The organism is Jeotgalicoccus sp. WY2, from assembly GCF_018437745.1.
GTDB lineage: Bacteria > Bacillota > Bacilli > Staphylococcales > Salinicoccaceae > Jeotgalicoccus > Jeotgalicoccus psychrophilus.
This window is the reverse complement of sequence record NZ_CP049818.1, coordinates 195,452-210,459: the sequence shown is the minus strand read 5'-3', so window position 1 is coordinate 210,459 and position 15,008 is coordinate 195,452. Positions and strand designations below refer to the sequence as shown.

The following is a 15,008-nucleotide window of genomic DNA, read 5'->3' as shown; positions in this document are numbered from 1 at the left end:
CATATATAAGGAGAGGTTTTTAAGTGGAAAGCTGGATTATTGCTTTAATTATTCTGGCAGTTGTCATCATTGCATTGGTGATAAATGCATTTTTAAGTATGAGAGGCGTCAACATGCTGAAGGAAGATGAATTTAATCAAGATCTGCGTAAAGTACAGCTGGTGGATTTACGCGAGAAAGATAAATTTGAACACGGACATATCCTCGGAGCAAGAAACCTTCCAATATCATCATTCCAGATGAAAAAAGGCGGTATCCGTAAAGATAAACCGGTTTACTTATACGATCAAAATGGACGTACGGCATTACGTGCAGCACGTATGCTGAAAAAAGACGGTCATAAAGACATCAACGTTCTTAAGCAGGGAATTGCTAAATGGACAGGTAAGATTAAATCTAAAAACCGTTAATATAATATTAAAGCGTCTGGCCGGAATCGGTCAGACGCTTTTTTTGATGACGACGGGAGGATGATTCCCTATAGATAACAAAAGGGCTTGGGAGGACATGGTCACTCGCGGTGCTTTGGATTACCATGTGACTTTAACATCGTCACTCGGGGAGCTTTGGATCACCATGTGACTTTGACATGGTCACTCGGAGAGCTTTGGATCACCATGTGACTTTGACATGGTCACCCGGGAGGCTTCGGATCACCATGTGACTTTGACATGGTCACTCGCGGTGCTCCGGATTACCATGTGACTTTAACATCGTCACCCGGGAGGCTTCGGACCACCATGTGACTTTAACATGGTAACTCGGGAAGCTTTGGATTACCATGTGACTTTAACATCGTCACCCGGGAGGCTTCGGACCACCATGTGACTTTAACATGGTAACTCGGGAAGCTTTGGATTACCATGTGACTTTGACATTGTCACTCGCAGTGCTCTGGATTACCCTGTCCATTCTACATAGGTATCCAAACCGGGAATTTTCACCTCCCAATAAAAAATGGGCTGGGAATCTTAATAAAAAGATCCCCAGCCCGTTTTAATTAGTTTTTATGGAATGGTGTTTTAACGAATTTAGCAGGTACGTCTTTGTTACGTACTTTGATTACGAATTCTTTATCTAACTCATAGAAGTCAGTATCAACTAGTGCGAAACCGATTGAGCGTTTAGTCGTTGGTGACTGTGTACCGCTCGTTACGTAACCTACTTTGTTTCCTTCGTTGTCGTATACTTCGTAATCCGTACGCGCGATTCCTTTGCCTGTAATTTCAAATCCAGACAGACGGCGTGGAATTCCATTTTCTTTTTGTGCTTTTAATACCGGCTGACCGATAAAGTCGCCTTTGTCCACTTTAACAGCGAAACCGATACGTGATTCAAGTGGTGAGATTTCAGGTGATAAATCCTGTCCGTGAAGTGGAAGTCCAGCTTCAAGACGAAGTGTATCACGTGAACCGAGCCCACATTCAACAGCACCGTTATCTACGAATAGTTTCCACAGGTGAAGTGTATCTTCTGGTTTGCAGTAAAGCTCAAATCCGTCTTCTCCAGTGTAACCGCTTTGTGAAATAATAACGTCTTTACCGTCTACTTGAGCGCCTGTTACAAAGTTGAACATTTTCAGTTCAGAAAGATCAGTTTCTGTGAATTTTTGTACTAATGCTCTTGCATTCGGTCCCTGTACTGCAAGCTGACCGTAATCTGCAGATACGTTTTCCACAACAGCATCGTATCCTTCGATAGCTTTAAGCCATTCGAAATCTTCTTCTGTGTTGCCTGCGTTAGGAATAAGCAGGTATTCATTGTCAGCGAGCTTGTATATTACAAGGTCGTCGATTACTCCGCCTTTTTCGTTAGCGAGCGCAGTGTATTGAGCTTTTACATCTGTTAACTTAGTAACGTCGTTAGTCAGTGCATAGTTTAAGAATTTTTCAGCCTCGGCGCCTGTAACACGAATTTCACCCATGTGACTGACATCGAAAATACCAACGTCTTCTCTTACTGCTGTGTGTTCTTCTTTGATGCTTGAGAATTGAACGGGCATTTCCCAGCCGCCAAAATCGACCAGTTTAGCACCGTTCTCATGATAGTACTCGTTTAAAGGTGTTCTTTTTAACTCACTCATTACAATTTCCTCCTCAAATAAATAAAACAGGACAGTGACTAATCGCTGTCCTGTTGAAATAATCTTCAGGATTACGTCGCAATACTGTTCTTTTGCCTGAGAGATTGACCTTCTTAGGCTTGCTCCTTCGGCGACGCATAATGCGTTCTCTCCAGTATTATTCATCCGTAACTGTCTTTCTGAATCCGTATACATTACTCATAATTTATTTAAAATGGCAAGCTGAATACTCACGCCTTAAAATTCACTCTGTCCATGTAGCCAATGATTTCAGCAGCTGTTTTTTCAACTGTCTGCATAGTGCTTATTTCGCTGTCGGCAAGTGAAACGTACTTATCCAATCTTGAATTATAAAGCGTTTGTACTTTATCAATATCCTGATTGCCGAGCGGACGGTTTTCATCTTGCTGAATCCGGCTGTACAGCTCTTCAAATGGTGCGTTTAAAAAGAATACCGGTCTGCCGGTTAAGTCTTTTAACAGATTGTAAGATTTTTCGTACGTGACGACCCCCCGCCTGTCGCGATAATGACATCTTTTTTAAGCGTTGTATGAAGTGCCTGGAATTCATATTCCCTGAAGGCTGCTTCCCCTTCTGCATCAAAGATTTCCGGAATCGTTTTGCCGGCGATTGTCGGAATCACTGCATCGAGGTCGATAATTTCTTTATTCAGTTGAGTACCCAGTTCATGTGCGATAGTCGTTTTTCCGCAGCCCATAAAGCCGATTAATATCATATTATCATTCACCTAATTTATTATTTGATCAATTCTTGAAATATAGATTTCAATTAAATTCATGCGGATATCGAGTATCAGCTGAAATCTATTATAGTAATGATAGTATACCCCGATTAAATATATAAGTAAAAAGTATACCGACAGGCTAAAGAACCCGTCACTTTTTAAAAATGAGTGTTTCATCGGCTGCTCCTTTCAGCTGCAGGGCAATCGTTTCTTTCGTTTCTGTAATGACAAATGAGTCGATATTGAACATTAAAGTAACAAACCCCGCACTATCGATACTTTTAATAATCCGACCGCTGCTGTAGCTGTATGAAATTTTTCCTCTGTCTGTCTTAAAATTAATTTCCGACTTTCCTTCAGCACCGATTTCTTTAGCTGCATTAGATACTTCTATAATATCCAGCATAAAGATATCGGTATCATAATGATCTTCGTGAAGCGTCAATCCTTGAAACAGTATCATCACGTTAGGCATAACCGCCATAATTAAAGCGGCCGTCATCAACGACAGCAGCATCTCCAAATAAGTAAATCCGTCAGCCGCATATTTTTTTGAGCCGCTCGTCACATGGTATCCCCGCCTTATCAAAGATTTTTTCTGCAGCTTTAATATAGTCGAGAGGTTCGTCATAACTTGCGCTCAAAATATACAGTTCACGGTAAACTTTCAGAGATTCCAGACTCAGCTGGTCGGTGCTTGAAATATAAAAAATTCCCGGCAGCAGCAGAACGATGAATGTGAAAATCAAGAGAGCCAGCATACTGTCAAACAAAAGAAATCCGTTATTGTTCAATTCTGAATCTTCCTTTCTGTATTTGAAAAATAAATTTAACGATTTTACCTCCGCACGATATATGGACTGTACCGAAAGCATTCGTGTCACCATTTTCTTTGTAAGTGAAACTGTTCATACCGTAGTTTTCCAGACGGCATGTCTTCAGTTCATAACTTGAAATTATTCTGCGTGCTTTATCCCTTACCGTAATCGTTTGAATATCGTGATCCATTAACACGATAAATGACTCTTCTGCAGCGAGCGCCTTCATCTGGGCGCCTTGAAAGACATAGCTGATGCTGTCAATTTCATCCGCGGCACCATTTTCCCGGTACTCAGGTAAATGCGGAATGGAAAGTGACAAAATGATGCTGACGAGCATTAGCGCCAGCATCATTTCCATCATAGTAAATCCGCTATTGCCGCGTTGCTTCGCCATTAGTTATCGTAATAGAATCACCATTTTGGCAGCTGACCTGTTCAGCTGTTAAATAATCGGGCACTAATTCCTCGATCGACGCAGGTGTTCCGCCTTCATTAATTGTATATGCTTCTATCTGGCTTTGAACCATACGGACCTGCGCTTCACATCCTGTGTCCTGTACATTTCTGCTCTGTGCGGCAATATTCGGGATAATAAGTATAATCAGCACTGAAATAACAAGCAGTACCAGCAGCATTTCAATCAGTGTAAACCCTTCTTCATTGTTGTTAAATTTACGTTTAATTGTTTTTCTCATAATATAATTCCTCCTATTTTATCGTGCTCATCATATTGAATATTGGTAATACAATTACTAAATACAAACAGACGATTAACAGCCCGAGAATTAAAAATATAATAGGCTGTATTTTCTTCGTTAAGCTTTCAATTTTAATAATGATATTTTCTAAAGAATATTCGCTGTAAATAATGAGCTCCTGCCCTACATTGCTGTTGTATTCGCCGTGATTGACGAACACTGCGAGCCGCCTGTCCAGCATATCCAGTTCTTCAATTGCGTCACCAAGTGATACGCCGTAGAGCAATTGCTGTTCGATTGTCTGTGCCAGCAGGCTTAAGTAACGGTTAATGGTCTGTGTTTTAAACAGTAGAATAATCTCTTTTACTTCAAGTCCGTTATTTAAAAAGTAGCCGAACTCGCGCGAGAAGCGGTAAGTGACATAATATTTAAAGTAAGTTTTAACGACGGGGATCTTTAACAGCAGTTTAGATGCGAGCTCAGTATTTTTAAGATTGATGATAATCAGCACTGTGAGTGCAAAGAAGAATACTACCAGCAGCATTCCTAAAGCTGCATACGGCAAGTAGTTTAAAATCAGCGTCAACATATTGACGAGCATTGTTTTATCGGCCTGCATAGCGCTGTAGAGATCATTAAACTGCGGAATTACCGTGTAATTTAACAGCACCAGCATAATGATGAAAATACAAACGAGCACGAGTGGGTACTGCAGTGTCTTTGCGAGCTGCTGCATCGTCTTTCGCCGCGTATTTAAATATTCCCCCGACTGTTCCAGGTTCATAATAACTCACCGTGTATTTCTGCGAACGACACTTGCATAATTATCGAATTTGAAAAGCCCAGATACTTAAGTACGGTGCTTAATGATGCACCTTCGTTGATCATATCCAGTAAATTTTTTCTGTCCGTTTGCTTAATTACGTCATACTGCTCCGTTAAAAACGTTAACGCCTGCTTCATCGTGAAGCCGTTTTGAAGTAAACCCGCAAGTTTTGTTAAGAAGTGTGCATCGTATTTACCGAGCTTATTGGAACGACCGATGGTAATATTCATATTCTTCATCCGTCAGTGCCCCTTCCCCGTGTATTTCCTGAAGTTTATCCTGGATCGTTTTATACGATACGCGGCCCCCGTTTAAATGAGTCTGAATCATTTCTTTGTCCAGATACTCATACACGATAAAAGAACCGCCGGCAGTATGAATCAGCCGCTGATTGACGATAAGTGAAATGCTCTCGGCCATCTCTTCTTTGTATAAGCCGTAATCTTTCAGACGCGTCAGTGTGCTGAGCGCGTTTTTACTGTGGAAGGTGCTCAGCACCAGGTGACCCGACAGACTTGTTTTCAGCAGTTCTTCAGCAATTGTACTGTCGCGAATTTCACCGAACATAATTATCAGGATCGCACCGGAGCACACCGCGGATCAGCGGTCGATAGCTTAGTTTTGCTTTATCATTTATTTCGACCTGCACGAGACCGTCTATTTCAAACTCGACGGGATCTTCAATACTTATTATCTGCCGCGTACTCTCCGTGACTGCATCAGTCGCGAGACGGTACATCACTGTACTTTTGCCGGAGCCTGTCGGCCCTGTAAAGAGTATCAGCCCTTGTGATAATTTCATGTATGAAGTGAGAAATTCATAATCTTCATCTTTATAAAAAAGACTTTCTGAAGATTTTCCTGCACTGGTATTCAACAGTCTGATGACTACAATTTCCTTCATAATCGTAAGTGGCAGCGTGCTGACGCGTATATTGCATTGTAAGTCATCAATGTAAAAACTCGTGCGGCCACTCTGGGGAATTTTATGTTCGTTAATATCCAGTTCTGCAATGAACTTTAAATAGTTAATCAGACGTTTCAGCATACCTATTTCCAATGAACGGACGGCTACCATCTTGCCGCGAATACGTTTTTTAACCGAACCTTCGGTCTTTTCAAACGTAATATGAATATCGCTTGCGCCACTGTCGTATGCATCCTTAATTATTGTTTCTGCCAGCTGTTTCAAAAAAAACACCTCCTACCCTATATATACGCGGAAAGTGCGATTTCCTTTTAAAAAAGTTACTTTAATACAAAAATAGCAAAACTGGTTTACTTTTTACACTAACTTACATAGTTTTGGAATTTAATTACAGCAAAATAAATGCAATTCCTATTTACATTGCCGCTGAGTTTATCTATAATTGAATTTAATGATATGTGAAATTATTCAGGTGGGAGGATGTATCACATGGATAAAGTATTTAAAATGATTGGATTCTGGACTGCGATGTTTGCAATTCTGTTCTATATCGGAGATATGGTTACAATGTCACTATTCTTCGTAGCACAGACTGGACTCTTTGTATTACTTGGTTACATGAAATTAAGTGAAAGAATGTACATGTACATATTTGCTGCCTACTTAGTCTTCTTCTTTGTCGGCTTTACATATTACACAACGTTCTTACTTGAACCATCATTCGGCAACGAAAATTAATTAAAATAAAAGGCAGGAACACATTTGTGTTCCTGCCTTTTTAACTGACTATTTATCTTACGTACGGATTATTTTCTTTTTCATCACCAATTGTTGTCGGTGTATTATGACCCGGATATACAATTGTTTCAGGCGCAAGCTTATACAGCTTCTCTCTGATTGAGTACATTACTTCAGCTGTGCTCCCTCCGTAAAGATCAGTCCGGCCGACACCTTTATTGAATAACACATCACCTGATATGACAAAGTCATAGAATTTATAGCTCAGTGAGCCAGGTGAATGGCCCGGAGTATGAATGACATCGAATTTAAACCCTCCTACAGCAGCTGAACCCTCTTTCAGGGTATTTGGTCTCACTGATGAAGTAATCTCCTCAGTGAAGCGTATTGAGCCGTTTTTAGCGATATCTGTCAGCCAGTCGATTTCGATATCTGACATGTAGACTTCAGCTGCTGTAAAAGCCTGAACTTCATCCAGAGCGCCGAAATGATCGTAATGTGCATGAGTTAACAGAATGCCGTCCACCGGCAGTCCGATATCTTTCAGCTTACCGATAATTACTTTCGCTTCCGCTGACGGATCGACTACCAGCAGTCGTTCTCCGTTACTGACAATGTAGCAATTTGTTTGTAAAGCTCCTAAAGGCAATCTAGTTATTTTCATTAGTAATCACTCTCCAAAATGTTCTCGACAAAACTATAGATTAATTATACAATATTATTAAGTGATTGTTTAAAGAGAAAGATTAGGGGGTCAATATAATGCCTTTCTTCGATACAGGAGAATTATTTACTATTGGTGGATTAACTATTAGAATCGGTGTTAACGCACTTGCAATTCTTATGGGCTTAGTAGCAATTTTTGGAGTGATTGGACTTTTAAACTCTATGAAAGCTAAAAACCTTCTTGCTGCGGGTTTTAGTGCATTAACAGTTCTTGTCTTCGGACTTTGGACACTAGCAACGATATTCACATTCGGTTATCCGGATCTCGGTTAAAAATTTAAGTATAATAAAACTCCCTTTCGGAATATTCCGAAAGGGAGTTTTTAAAATTTACAGATGATTTTTAGCAACTTCCAGCTGCTGTTTAACAGACTCTGTGCCTGTTGAGCCGTAGCTGATTCTTCTGTTAACGACAACTTTCGGAGACAGAATATCATAAATATCTTCTTCGATTACATCGCTCGCAGCTTTAAATTCGTCAAGTTCCATATCTTTTAAATAAATACCATTTTGTATACATTCAAAAACCAGTTTGCCGACCACTTCGTGAGAATCTCTAAATGGAATGCCTTTAGACACTAAATAATCAGCAAGCTCCGTCGCATTGGAAAAATCTTCAGTAACTGCTTCTTCAAGCACTTTTTCATTAATCGTCAGCGTATCGAGCATGCCGTTCATAATTTTAAGTGAACCTTTAACAGTTGTTAAAGAGTCAAACAGGCCTTCTTTGTCTTCCTGCATATCTTTGTTGTAAGTCAGCGGCAGGCCTTTTAGCAGCATCAGCATGGACATAAGGTGCCCAGCTGTACGTCCGCTCTTACCGCGAATCAGTTCTGCCATATCCGGATTTTTCTTCTGCGGCATCATTGAAGAGCCTGTCGTAAACGCGTCACTCAGCGTCACGAAGTTTGCCTCATCTGTCGTCCAGAAAATCAGTTCTTCTGACAGTCTCGATAAGTGGACCATCGTCAGAGAGATATTCGACAGCGTTTCAACAATATAACCCTGTCGCTGACAGCATCCATACTGTTATGATAAATACCTTCAAAGCCCAGTTCGTCTTTCGTCTGGAAACGGTCGATATTAAAAGTTGTACCGCTGATTGCCCCTGCGCCGAGGGGAGAGACGTCAATGCGTTTTAAAGAATCGTTAAAACGTGATTTATCGCGTTCCAGCATCCAGAAATATGTCAGTATATGATGTGAAAATAAAATCGGCTGTGCACGCTGCAGGTGCGTGTAGCCCGGCATAATATCAAGGTGTTTTTCTGCAAGTTCGATAATTGTCTCCTGCAGCAGTTCCACACTGCTAATGACTGCATTTACTTCTTTTTTACATATAAATGCATATCTGTTGCGACCTGATCATTTCTGCTTCTCGCTGTATGCAGTTTGCCGCCCGCTGCACCGATTTTTTCAATCAGTTTCGCTTCGACATTCATATGAATATCTTCCTCGGAGACGCTGAATGTTAATTTATCATTATTATAATCATCCAGTATGCTGAGCAGCCCTTCTCTAATCTGACTGTTCTCATCTTCTGAAATGATATCCTGTGCTGCAAGCATATTGGCATGTGCAATACTGCCGTTAATATCTTCTTCAATCAAAACTTTATCAAAATGGATGGAAGCATTAAACTCTTCCACCCATGATATTGACTCTTCCTGGAACCTGCCGCCCCAAGCTTTTTTACTCATCCACAGCAACTCCCTGTTCAAGCATTGCTTTAACTTTAGTCGGAAGTCCAAAGATTTCGATGAAGCCGACTGATGCTTCCTGGTTGAACGCATCTTCTTTCGTGTATGTTGCAAGTTTTTCATTATACAAGCTGTTCTCTGACTTACGTCCTGTAACAGTTACGTTGCCTTTGTATAATTCACACGCACATCACCATTTACCGGCTGCTGCATATCTTTCAGTGTTGCTCTTAACGTGTCTGATAATGGAGTAAACCATAAGCCGTTATACACCTGTTCTGTATATTTCTGCTCGATTACCGGTTTAAAGTGAGCGATATCTTTTGTCAGCGTAATCGTTTCTAAATCGTGTTTTGCAGTTAAAATAACTTTCGCAGCAGGTGTTTCATAAATTTCTCTCGATTTAATACCGACAAGTCTGTTTTCAACATGGTCGATTCTGCCGATGCCGTGTTTACCTGCAACATCATTTAAATGCAAGATTAATTCGTGCAGTTCAAACTTTTCATTATTAATTGCGACCGGCAGTCCTTTTTCGTATGTGATTAATAACTCTTCAGCTTCATCCGGCGCATCTTTAATATTTACAGTAAGGTCATATGCATCTTCCGGAGGCGCCGCCCACGGATTTTCAAGAATACCGCATTCGTTGCTGCGTCCCATAAGTTCTGGTCTACTGAATATGGTGAATCAAGATCAACTGGAATCGGAATGTTATGCTCTTTTGCATATTCAATTTCTTCTTCTCTTGACCATGTCCATTCACGTACAGGTGCAAGAACTTTAATTGTCGGATCAAGTGATTTAATTGCCACTTCAAAACGCACCTGGTCATTACCTTTACCTGTACAGCCGTGCAACGTAATCAGCATTTGTTTCATGTGCAATTTCTACTAATTTTTTAGAAATTAACGGACGGCTGAGTGCCGATACCAATGGATATTTTTCTTCATACATTGAGTTTCCGTAAATAGTGTAGGCAACGAATTCTTCTGCGAATTCTTTTTGCGTATTTATGATGTGACATTCATGGCACCCATTTTTAGTTGCTTTGTCATGAACCTGGTCAAGGTCCTTGCCTTCACCGACGTCCAAACATACCGCTATAACGTCGAATCCTTTATCGATAAACCATTGAATCGTAACGCTCGTGTCCAAACCGCCTGAATATGCTAAAACTACTTTTTTCTGTGCCATATATGTCACCTCATAAGTTTATTTGTTTTCTTGATAATTTATACTAACATCATAAACTTACATAATCAAGTATATTTATACATATTTATTAATTGGCTTCATCGAGGAGAATCTGCAGGCCTTTATCTTCAACAGGCGTATCCAGTTTGCTGATCGCTTCATTCATACTTTCATAATCCTGGACTTTACGGAATTCGAGTATTTTTTCTTTGGCAGCAAACTCATTTGATGGATCCATCTCATAGCTTTTGTCTACGTACTGCTGCCCTTTCTCTCCGTCGCCCGACTCAATATACAGCTTGCCGAGGAGATAGTAAGTCATATCTGTCGCAACTTCTTTATTAATCGAATTATTTACGACCTCCAGTGCAGCGTCGTAATTGCCCTCTTCATAATAGTGCAGAGCTTCATCGTCCATCGGATGAACAGAAGTCTGCTGATTCATGCCAAAATGGCTGAACATCGTGAATAAGATTAAGACAGCTGCAGCTATAATCGTATATTTAAACTGAATTTTTCTGAAATTGAATATGATACCAAGTAGCACGCCGACAATCAGTCCGCCGATATGTGCATAATGATTAATGTTTGCTGTGAACATAGATAAGACTGAAACGACTGCAAACACTGCGATTATTTGGAAAATCAGTTTTGCTTTGATTTTTCTTGTGATTAATAAATGTATAATAATTAATCCAAGCAGTCCGTATACAGCGCCGCTCGCTCCGAGAGATATTCCTTCGGTAATGAAGACCAGTGAAAACAGGCTCGCGATGGTGCCTGCTGTAATGTACGTTATGAGCATATGCCACGGCGTGTATATTCCTTCAACGAACTTGCCGAGTATATACAAGGCGAAGATGTTAAACAGGAAGTGGCTGACTCCTACGTGTAAAAATGTACTGGTGACGAGTCTGTAATATTCACCTGAAGCGACTTCGTAATGACTGACTGCAAGAAGATTCGTTAATTCATAAGTATTAAACAGATGAACAAATATTAGATTGATTAACAGCACAATCGTATTTAATGTAACGAGCAGTAGAGTCATCGGCGTAAATTTGATCATGTATTTCTCGAATGGATGACGGGACATCAGTCTGCGTTTATAAAATGCATCATCTTTCGGCTTCTTATATTTCATATCTATTTTATAAAAAGGGTTTGAGATAATCTTTTCAAGATTGTTAACCGTCCGGTGATTCACTTTTAATGTTTTTGATTTAAATTTACGGGTGAACTTTTTCTCGGTTAAATGATATAAATTAATTGTTTTAACTAAGAAGCCTGCGATTTGTGACAGATTATCCTGTGAATTAAAAATATTATCTGTAATGATTCAAGCTCACTGTCAGACAAATCAAGATCTAAAAGACACATCAGTGTTTTCTTTTTGCGGTCTTTCAGCCAGATGATTTCCGTATCATTTTCATAATGAAGAAAATCATAATTTGTATATTTAGCAACTTCAAATGCTGCCTGCCATTTATTCTTCATGCTCTCTCACTTCTTTTACGTTAAATATCTCTTTATCGGTAATCAGTGTATTAACCGGCAGATCATATTCTTCAACGATAGTCTCCCCTATCTGCTCACTGAAAATTAATGAAGCTGTATCGCCTTTAAAAGTCGTTAGGAAACGATCGTAAAAGCCGCCGCCGTATCCGATACGGTATCCTTCAGGACTGAAGATGAGGCCGGGCACGATTAATAAATCCACATCGTTGTTAACCGGTGCATCAGGACTCGGAATTGGAATATTTTTCTTATCGAGCGTCACTTCATCCCTGGAAGTCAGACGGTGGAAAGTCATTGACTTATCATCGTAATGACATTGCGGTGAAAACACGTCTACATTCATTTCAAGCAGTTCATCAATCAGTTTCCACGTATCGTATTCTATTTTCATCGGCAGTACTATGCCGACACTCTTATAATTGCCCGACTGAATAAAGTCCGCTGCATATGCTGTAATATTTTCTTCAGCACGCAGTTTAGCCTGTTCGTCCATCGACTTTAAGGTGCTGATCATATTTTGACGTAATTCTTTTTTAGTCATCTTAAAAACCCCTTTATATATTTATTTCATATATTGCTTCCTTACAGTTATTCTATATGAATATAGAAAAACCTCCAGAATTACTGGAGGTTTCTCTTATTCGCTCTTGTGCTTTTCGTACGGATTGCCCGTATGAATATAGTAAATATGTTCAGCAATACTTTTAATGTGGTCGCCGATACGTTCGAGGTATTTAGCTGTTAATTGTATCTGACCGGTTAAAAATGCATCCGATTCTTCAAAAATATCAGAAGTGGTAATCTGGACGAATACTGCGTCGATATCCTGATCTCTCAAAATAATTTCATCGAGCAGATCCATATCTTCTTCTTTGAAGGCGGTATAAACATCTTCAAGCATTAATGAAGCGAGACGCTCCATCGTTTTAAACGGAGCAGCGTGCGTTCATTCGTATTTTAATACGTTTCCTTACTTCTGCCACATTGCTTATATTATCACCGATACGCTCTAAGTTATCAGCGATCTTAATGCATGAAATAATCATTCTTAAATCAGTTGCGACAGGCGCCTGTGTCGTAATTAAATTAATAGCATGCGCATTAATATCTGCTTCCATTTTATTAATCTCCGCATCTTTACGGACGACTTTCCTTGCCTCGTCAATATTTTCTGCAACAAGTATTTCAACAGTGTTTGCCAGTCTTACATGACATTCTTTCCCAAGGATTATACATTCGCTGATCAGTGAATTAAGTTCTTCATGGAACTTTTCACGATAAACAGTCATATTTTAACCGAATCTGCCCGATACGTAATCTTCTGTACGTTTGTCAGAAGGATTTTCAAAAATAACATTCGTATCGTCTGATTCAACAACATAGCCTTGGTAGAAGAAAGATGTTCTGTCCGACACACGTGCAGCCTGCTGCATGTTGTGCGTCACGATAATGATACTGTAATCCTTTTTAAGTTCCTGCATTAAATCTTCAATTTTAGTCGTTGAAATCGGATCGAGTGCACTTGTCGGCTCATCCATTAAAATAACTTCAGGTTCAACAGCTAAAGCACGCGCGATACAAATACGCTGCTGCTGTCCGCCTGACAGGCCGTAAGCATTGTCGTTAAGACGATCTTTAACTTCGTCCCAGATTGACGCACTGCGCAGTGATTTCTCTACAATCTGGTCAAGCACTGCTTTCTTTTTAATGCCGTGAACACGCGGGCCGTATGCCACGTTATCATAAATTGATTTCGGGAACGGATTTGGCTTCTGGAAGACCATGCCGACCCGTGTTCTTAATTCTTCAACTGACATGCCGCTTTTAAAAATATCATCTCCACGGAACTGGATATCACCTTCTGTACGGACAATCGGTACTAATTCCGTCATACGGTTTAATGATTTAACGAAAGTTGACTTACCGCAGCCTGATGGTCCGATGATCGCATTGATGTCGTTTTCGTGGAAAGTTAAGTTAATATCCTGGAGTGCATGGTTGTCACCGTACCACAGATTAAAGTTTTTAGACTGGAAAACAATGTCTTTTTCTTCCTGGATAATCGGCGATTTCTCTACGCTTTGTTCCTGTGTATTGTGTTTAACTGCAGTTTTTAGTTCTACCATTTATAAAACTCCTCTTTCAAAAATTAATATCTGTTCGAAAACTTATTGCGGATAAATATTGCGACTGAGTTCATCAAGAGCAGTATGACAAGCAGGACAATAATCCCTGCGGCTGCGATGTACTGAAATTCTTCATTCGGCATTTTAACCCAGCTGTAAATCTGCATCGGCATTGCCTGGAATGAATCGAATATGCTGCTTGGAGTAACCAGCAGTGTCGTCGGAACTCCGATGACTACAAGCGGTGCTGTCTCACCAATCGCGCGTGATATTGCTAAGATAATACCTGTGATAATACCGGGAATTGCTGCTGGTAAAATAATTCTTGATACAGTCTGCCATTTAGTGGCACCCATACCGATCGATGCTTCACGGACTGAAGCAGGCACTGCGCGGATTGCTTCCTGTGATGCCACTACAATAACCGGCAGTATCATCAGTGCTAGCGTAAGACCTGCAGCGAGTACCGAGTTGCCAAGTGCTAATGCCCGGACGAACATTGCCAGTCCTAACAGACCGAACACGACTGAAGGTACTCCTGCGAGGTTTGAAATATTTATTTTAATGAATTCTGTAAATTTATTTTTAGGTGCATACTCTTCTAAATATAATGCTGTTCCGACTGACAGTATAATTGCAACCGGTGTGGTTACAAGCATCAGCCAGAGCGAGCCGACGATTGCGCCGAAGAATCCGGCATTCTCAGCCCTGCTCGAGTTAAAATTAGTCAGGAAGTCGAGATTTAACCGGCTCCAGCCGTCCATCAGCGTATCGGCAATCAGCAAAATTAATACTGCCAGACCGAACATCGTGCAGAGGAAGAATAACCATTTAAATATTTGGTTTCTCGATTGTCTGCCGGTACGTTTTTTGGCAATGATATCTTTGTCTACCAAAGTCATG

Annotated in this window: 18 protein-coding genes, 4 pseudogenes and 1 riboswitch; of the genes and pseudogenes, 3 read left to right on the top strand and 19 right to left on the bottom strand. The window is 40.3% G+C overall.

Annotation, left to right across the window (positions count from 1 at the left end; genetic code table 11):
• Nucleotides 1-23: 23 nt before the first annotated feature.
• Nucleotides 24-410: a rhodanese-like domain-containing protein gene (locus G4D76_RS01185; protein ID WP_026858130.1), complete on the top strand. Its 387-nt coding sequence runs from the start codon at nucleotides 24-26 to the stop codon at nucleotides 408-410.
• 590 nt (nucleotides 411-1,000) lie between these two features.
• Here the strand turns inward: G4D76_RS01185 and gcvT are convergent.
• From gcvT to G4D76_RS01140, 9 genes and pseudogenes are all read right to left on the bottom strand, one after another.
• A complete protein-coding gene (gene gcvT, locus G4D76_RS01180) occupies nucleotides 1,001-2,083 on the bottom strand; it encodes a glycine cleavage system aminomethyltransferase GcvT (RefSeq protein WP_213810311.1) in 1,083 nt (360 codons plus the stop codon).
• Between the two features lie 74 nt (nucleotides 2,084-2,157).
• A riboswitch (glycine riboswitch) is annotated at nucleotides 2,158-2,248 on the bottom strand.
• Nucleotides 2,249-2,313: 65 nt separating this feature from the next.
• Nucleotides 2,314-2,801, bottom strand: a pseudogene (locus G4D76_RS16465) (shikimate kinase).
• Nucleotides 2,802-2,979: 178 nt separating this feature from the next.
• The gene (locus G4D76_RS01165; RefSeq protein WP_213810309.1) at nucleotides 2,980-3,396 is read right to left on the bottom strand and encodes a hypothetical protein; all 417 of its coding nucleotides are present in this window, start codon (nucleotides 3,394-3,396) and stop codon (nucleotides 2,980-2,982) included.
• Nucleotides 3,365-3,622, bottom strand: coding sequence for a hypothetical protein (locus G4D76_RS01160; protein WP_026858134.1), 258 nt, complete (start codon nucleotides 3,620-3,622; stop codon nucleotides 3,365-3,367). The genes G4D76_RS01165 and G4D76_RS01160 overlap by 32 nt, the downstream gene beginning before the upstream one ends.
• Nucleotides 3,612-4,043 (bottom strand): prepilin-type N-terminal cleavage/methylation domain-containing protein, encoded by a 432-nt coding sequence (locus tag G4D76_RS01155; RefSeq protein ID WP_256440514.1) that lies wholly within the window; start codon nucleotides 4,041-4,043, stop codon nucleotides 3,612-3,614. Before G4D76_RS01155 ends, G4D76_RS01160 begins: the two co-directional genes overlap by 11 nt.
• Nucleotides 4,021-4,344 (bottom strand): competence type IV pilus major pilin ComGC, encoded by a 324-nt coding sequence (gene comGC / locus G4D76_RS01150; RefSeq protein ID WP_213810307.1) that lies wholly within the window; start codon nucleotides 4,342-4,344, stop codon nucleotides 4,021-4,023. Before comGC ends, G4D76_RS01155 begins: the two co-directional genes overlap by 23 nt.
• 13 nt (nucleotides 4,345-4,357) lie before the next feature.
• The gene (comGB, locus tag G4D76_RS01145) at nucleotides 4,358-5,131 is read right to left on the bottom strand and encodes a competence type IV pilus assembly protein ComGB (protein ID WP_250130081.1); all 774 of its coding nucleotides are present in this window, start codon (nucleotides 5,129-5,131) and stop codon (nucleotides 4,358-4,360) included.
• Nucleotides 5,128-5,412 (bottom strand): type II secretion system F family protein, encoded by a 285-nt coding sequence (locus tag G4D76_RS14115; RefSeq protein ID WP_250130080.1) that lies wholly within the window; start codon nucleotides 5,410-5,412, stop codon nucleotides 5,128-5,130. Before G4D76_RS14115 ends, comGB begins: the two co-directional genes overlap by 4 nt.
• Nucleotides 5,375-6,374 (bottom strand): annotated as a pseudogene (locus tag G4D76_RS01140) (ATPase, T2SS/T4P/T4SS family). The gene G4D76_RS14115 and the pseudogene G4D76_RS01140 overlap by 38 nt, the downstream one beginning before the upstream one ends.
• Before the next feature lie 216 nt (nucleotides 6,375-6,590).
• On the opposite strand from G4D76_RS01140, the gene G4D76_RS01135 reads away from it, so the two are divergent.
• Nucleotides 6,591-6,839 carry a DUF2626 family protein gene (locus tag G4D76_RS01135; RefSeq protein WP_213810306.1) on the top strand — a complete coding sequence of 83 codons (249 nt, stop codon included), beginning with the start codon at nucleotides 6,591-6,593 and terminating at the stop codon, nucleotides 6,837-6,839.
• 52 nt (nucleotides 6,840-6,891) lie between these two features.
• Here the strand turns inward: G4D76_RS01135 and G4D76_RS01130 are convergent, their stop codons facing one another.
• Nucleotides 6,892-7,503, bottom strand: a complete 612-nt coding sequence (locus G4D76_RS01130) for an MBL fold metallo-hydrolase (RefSeq protein WP_213810305.1) — start codon at nucleotides 7,501-7,503, stop codon at nucleotides 6,892-6,894.
• 98 nt (nucleotides 7,504-7,601) lie between these two features.
• Here G4D76_RS01130 and G4D76_RS01125 point away from each other — a divergent pair, with 98 nt between their 5' ends.
• Entirely contained in the window at nucleotides 7,602-7,838 is a 237-nt protein-coding gene (locus G4D76_RS01125) for a DUF2759 domain-containing protein (protein WP_026858146.1), read from the top strand.
• Between the two features lie 57 nt (nucleotides 7,839-7,895).
• Here the strand turns inward: G4D76_RS01125 and argH are convergent.
• The 9 genes and pseudogenes from argH to pstA all read right to left on the bottom strand — a co-directional run bounded on the left by argH (nucleotide 7,896) and on the right by pstA (nucleotide 15,007).
• Nucleotides 7,896-9,264 (bottom strand): annotated as a pseudogene (gene argH / locus G4D76_RS01120) (argininosuccinate lyase).
• Nucleotides 9,257-10,461, bottom strand: a pseudogene (locus G4D76_RS01115) (argininosuccinate synthase). The pseudogenes argH and G4D76_RS01115 overlap by 8 nt, the downstream one beginning before the upstream one ends.
• Nucleotides 10,462-10,549: 88 nt before the next feature.
• Nucleotides 10,550-11,605, bottom strand: a complete 1,056-nt coding sequence (locus G4D76_RS01110) for a rhomboid family protein (RefSeq protein ID WP_213810304.1) — start codon at nucleotides 11,603-11,605, stop codon at nucleotides 10,550-10,552.
• A 134-nt stretch (nucleotides 11,606-11,739) separates the two neighbouring features.
• Entirely contained in the window at nucleotides 11,740-11,958 is a 219-nt protein-coding gene (locus tag G4D76_RS01105) for a hypothetical protein (protein ID WP_213810303.1), read from the bottom strand.
• On the bottom strand, nucleotides 11,948-12,520 hold the full coding sequence (locus G4D76_RS01100; RefSeq protein WP_213810302.1) for a 5-formyltetrahydrofolate cyclo-ligase: 573 nt from the start codon (nucleotides 12,518-12,520) through the stop codon (nucleotides 11,948-11,950). The genes G4D76_RS01105 and G4D76_RS01100 overlap by 11 nt, the downstream gene beginning before the upstream one ends.
• 96 nt (nucleotides 12,521-12,616) lie before the next feature.
• Nucleotides 12,617-12,880: a PhoU domain-containing protein gene (locus tag G4D76_RS14110; RefSeq protein ID WP_250130079.1), complete on the bottom strand. Its 264-nt coding sequence runs from the start codon at nucleotides 12,878-12,880 to the stop codon at nucleotides 12,617-12,619.
• A 25-nt stretch (nucleotides 12,881-12,905) separates the two neighbouring features.
• The gene (locus tag G4D76_RS14105) at nucleotides 12,906-13,268 is read right to left on the bottom strand and encodes a phosphate signaling complex PhoU family protein (protein ID WP_250130078.1); all 363 of its coding nucleotides are present in this window, start codon (nucleotides 13,266-13,268) and stop codon (nucleotides 12,906-12,908) included.
• Nucleotides 13,269-13,271: 3 nt separating this feature from the next.
• Entirely contained in the window at nucleotides 13,272-14,105 is an 834-nt protein-coding gene (gene pstB / locus G4D76_RS01090) for a phosphate ABC transporter ATP-binding protein PstB (protein WP_213810301.1), read from the bottom strand.
• Between the two features lie 23 nt (nucleotides 14,106-14,128).
• Entirely contained in the window at nucleotides 14,129-15,007 is an 879-nt protein-coding gene (pstA, locus tag G4D76_RS01085; RefSeq protein WP_213810300.1) for a phosphate ABC transporter permease PstA, read from the bottom strand.
• Nucleotide 15,008: the final 1 nt, after the last annotated feature.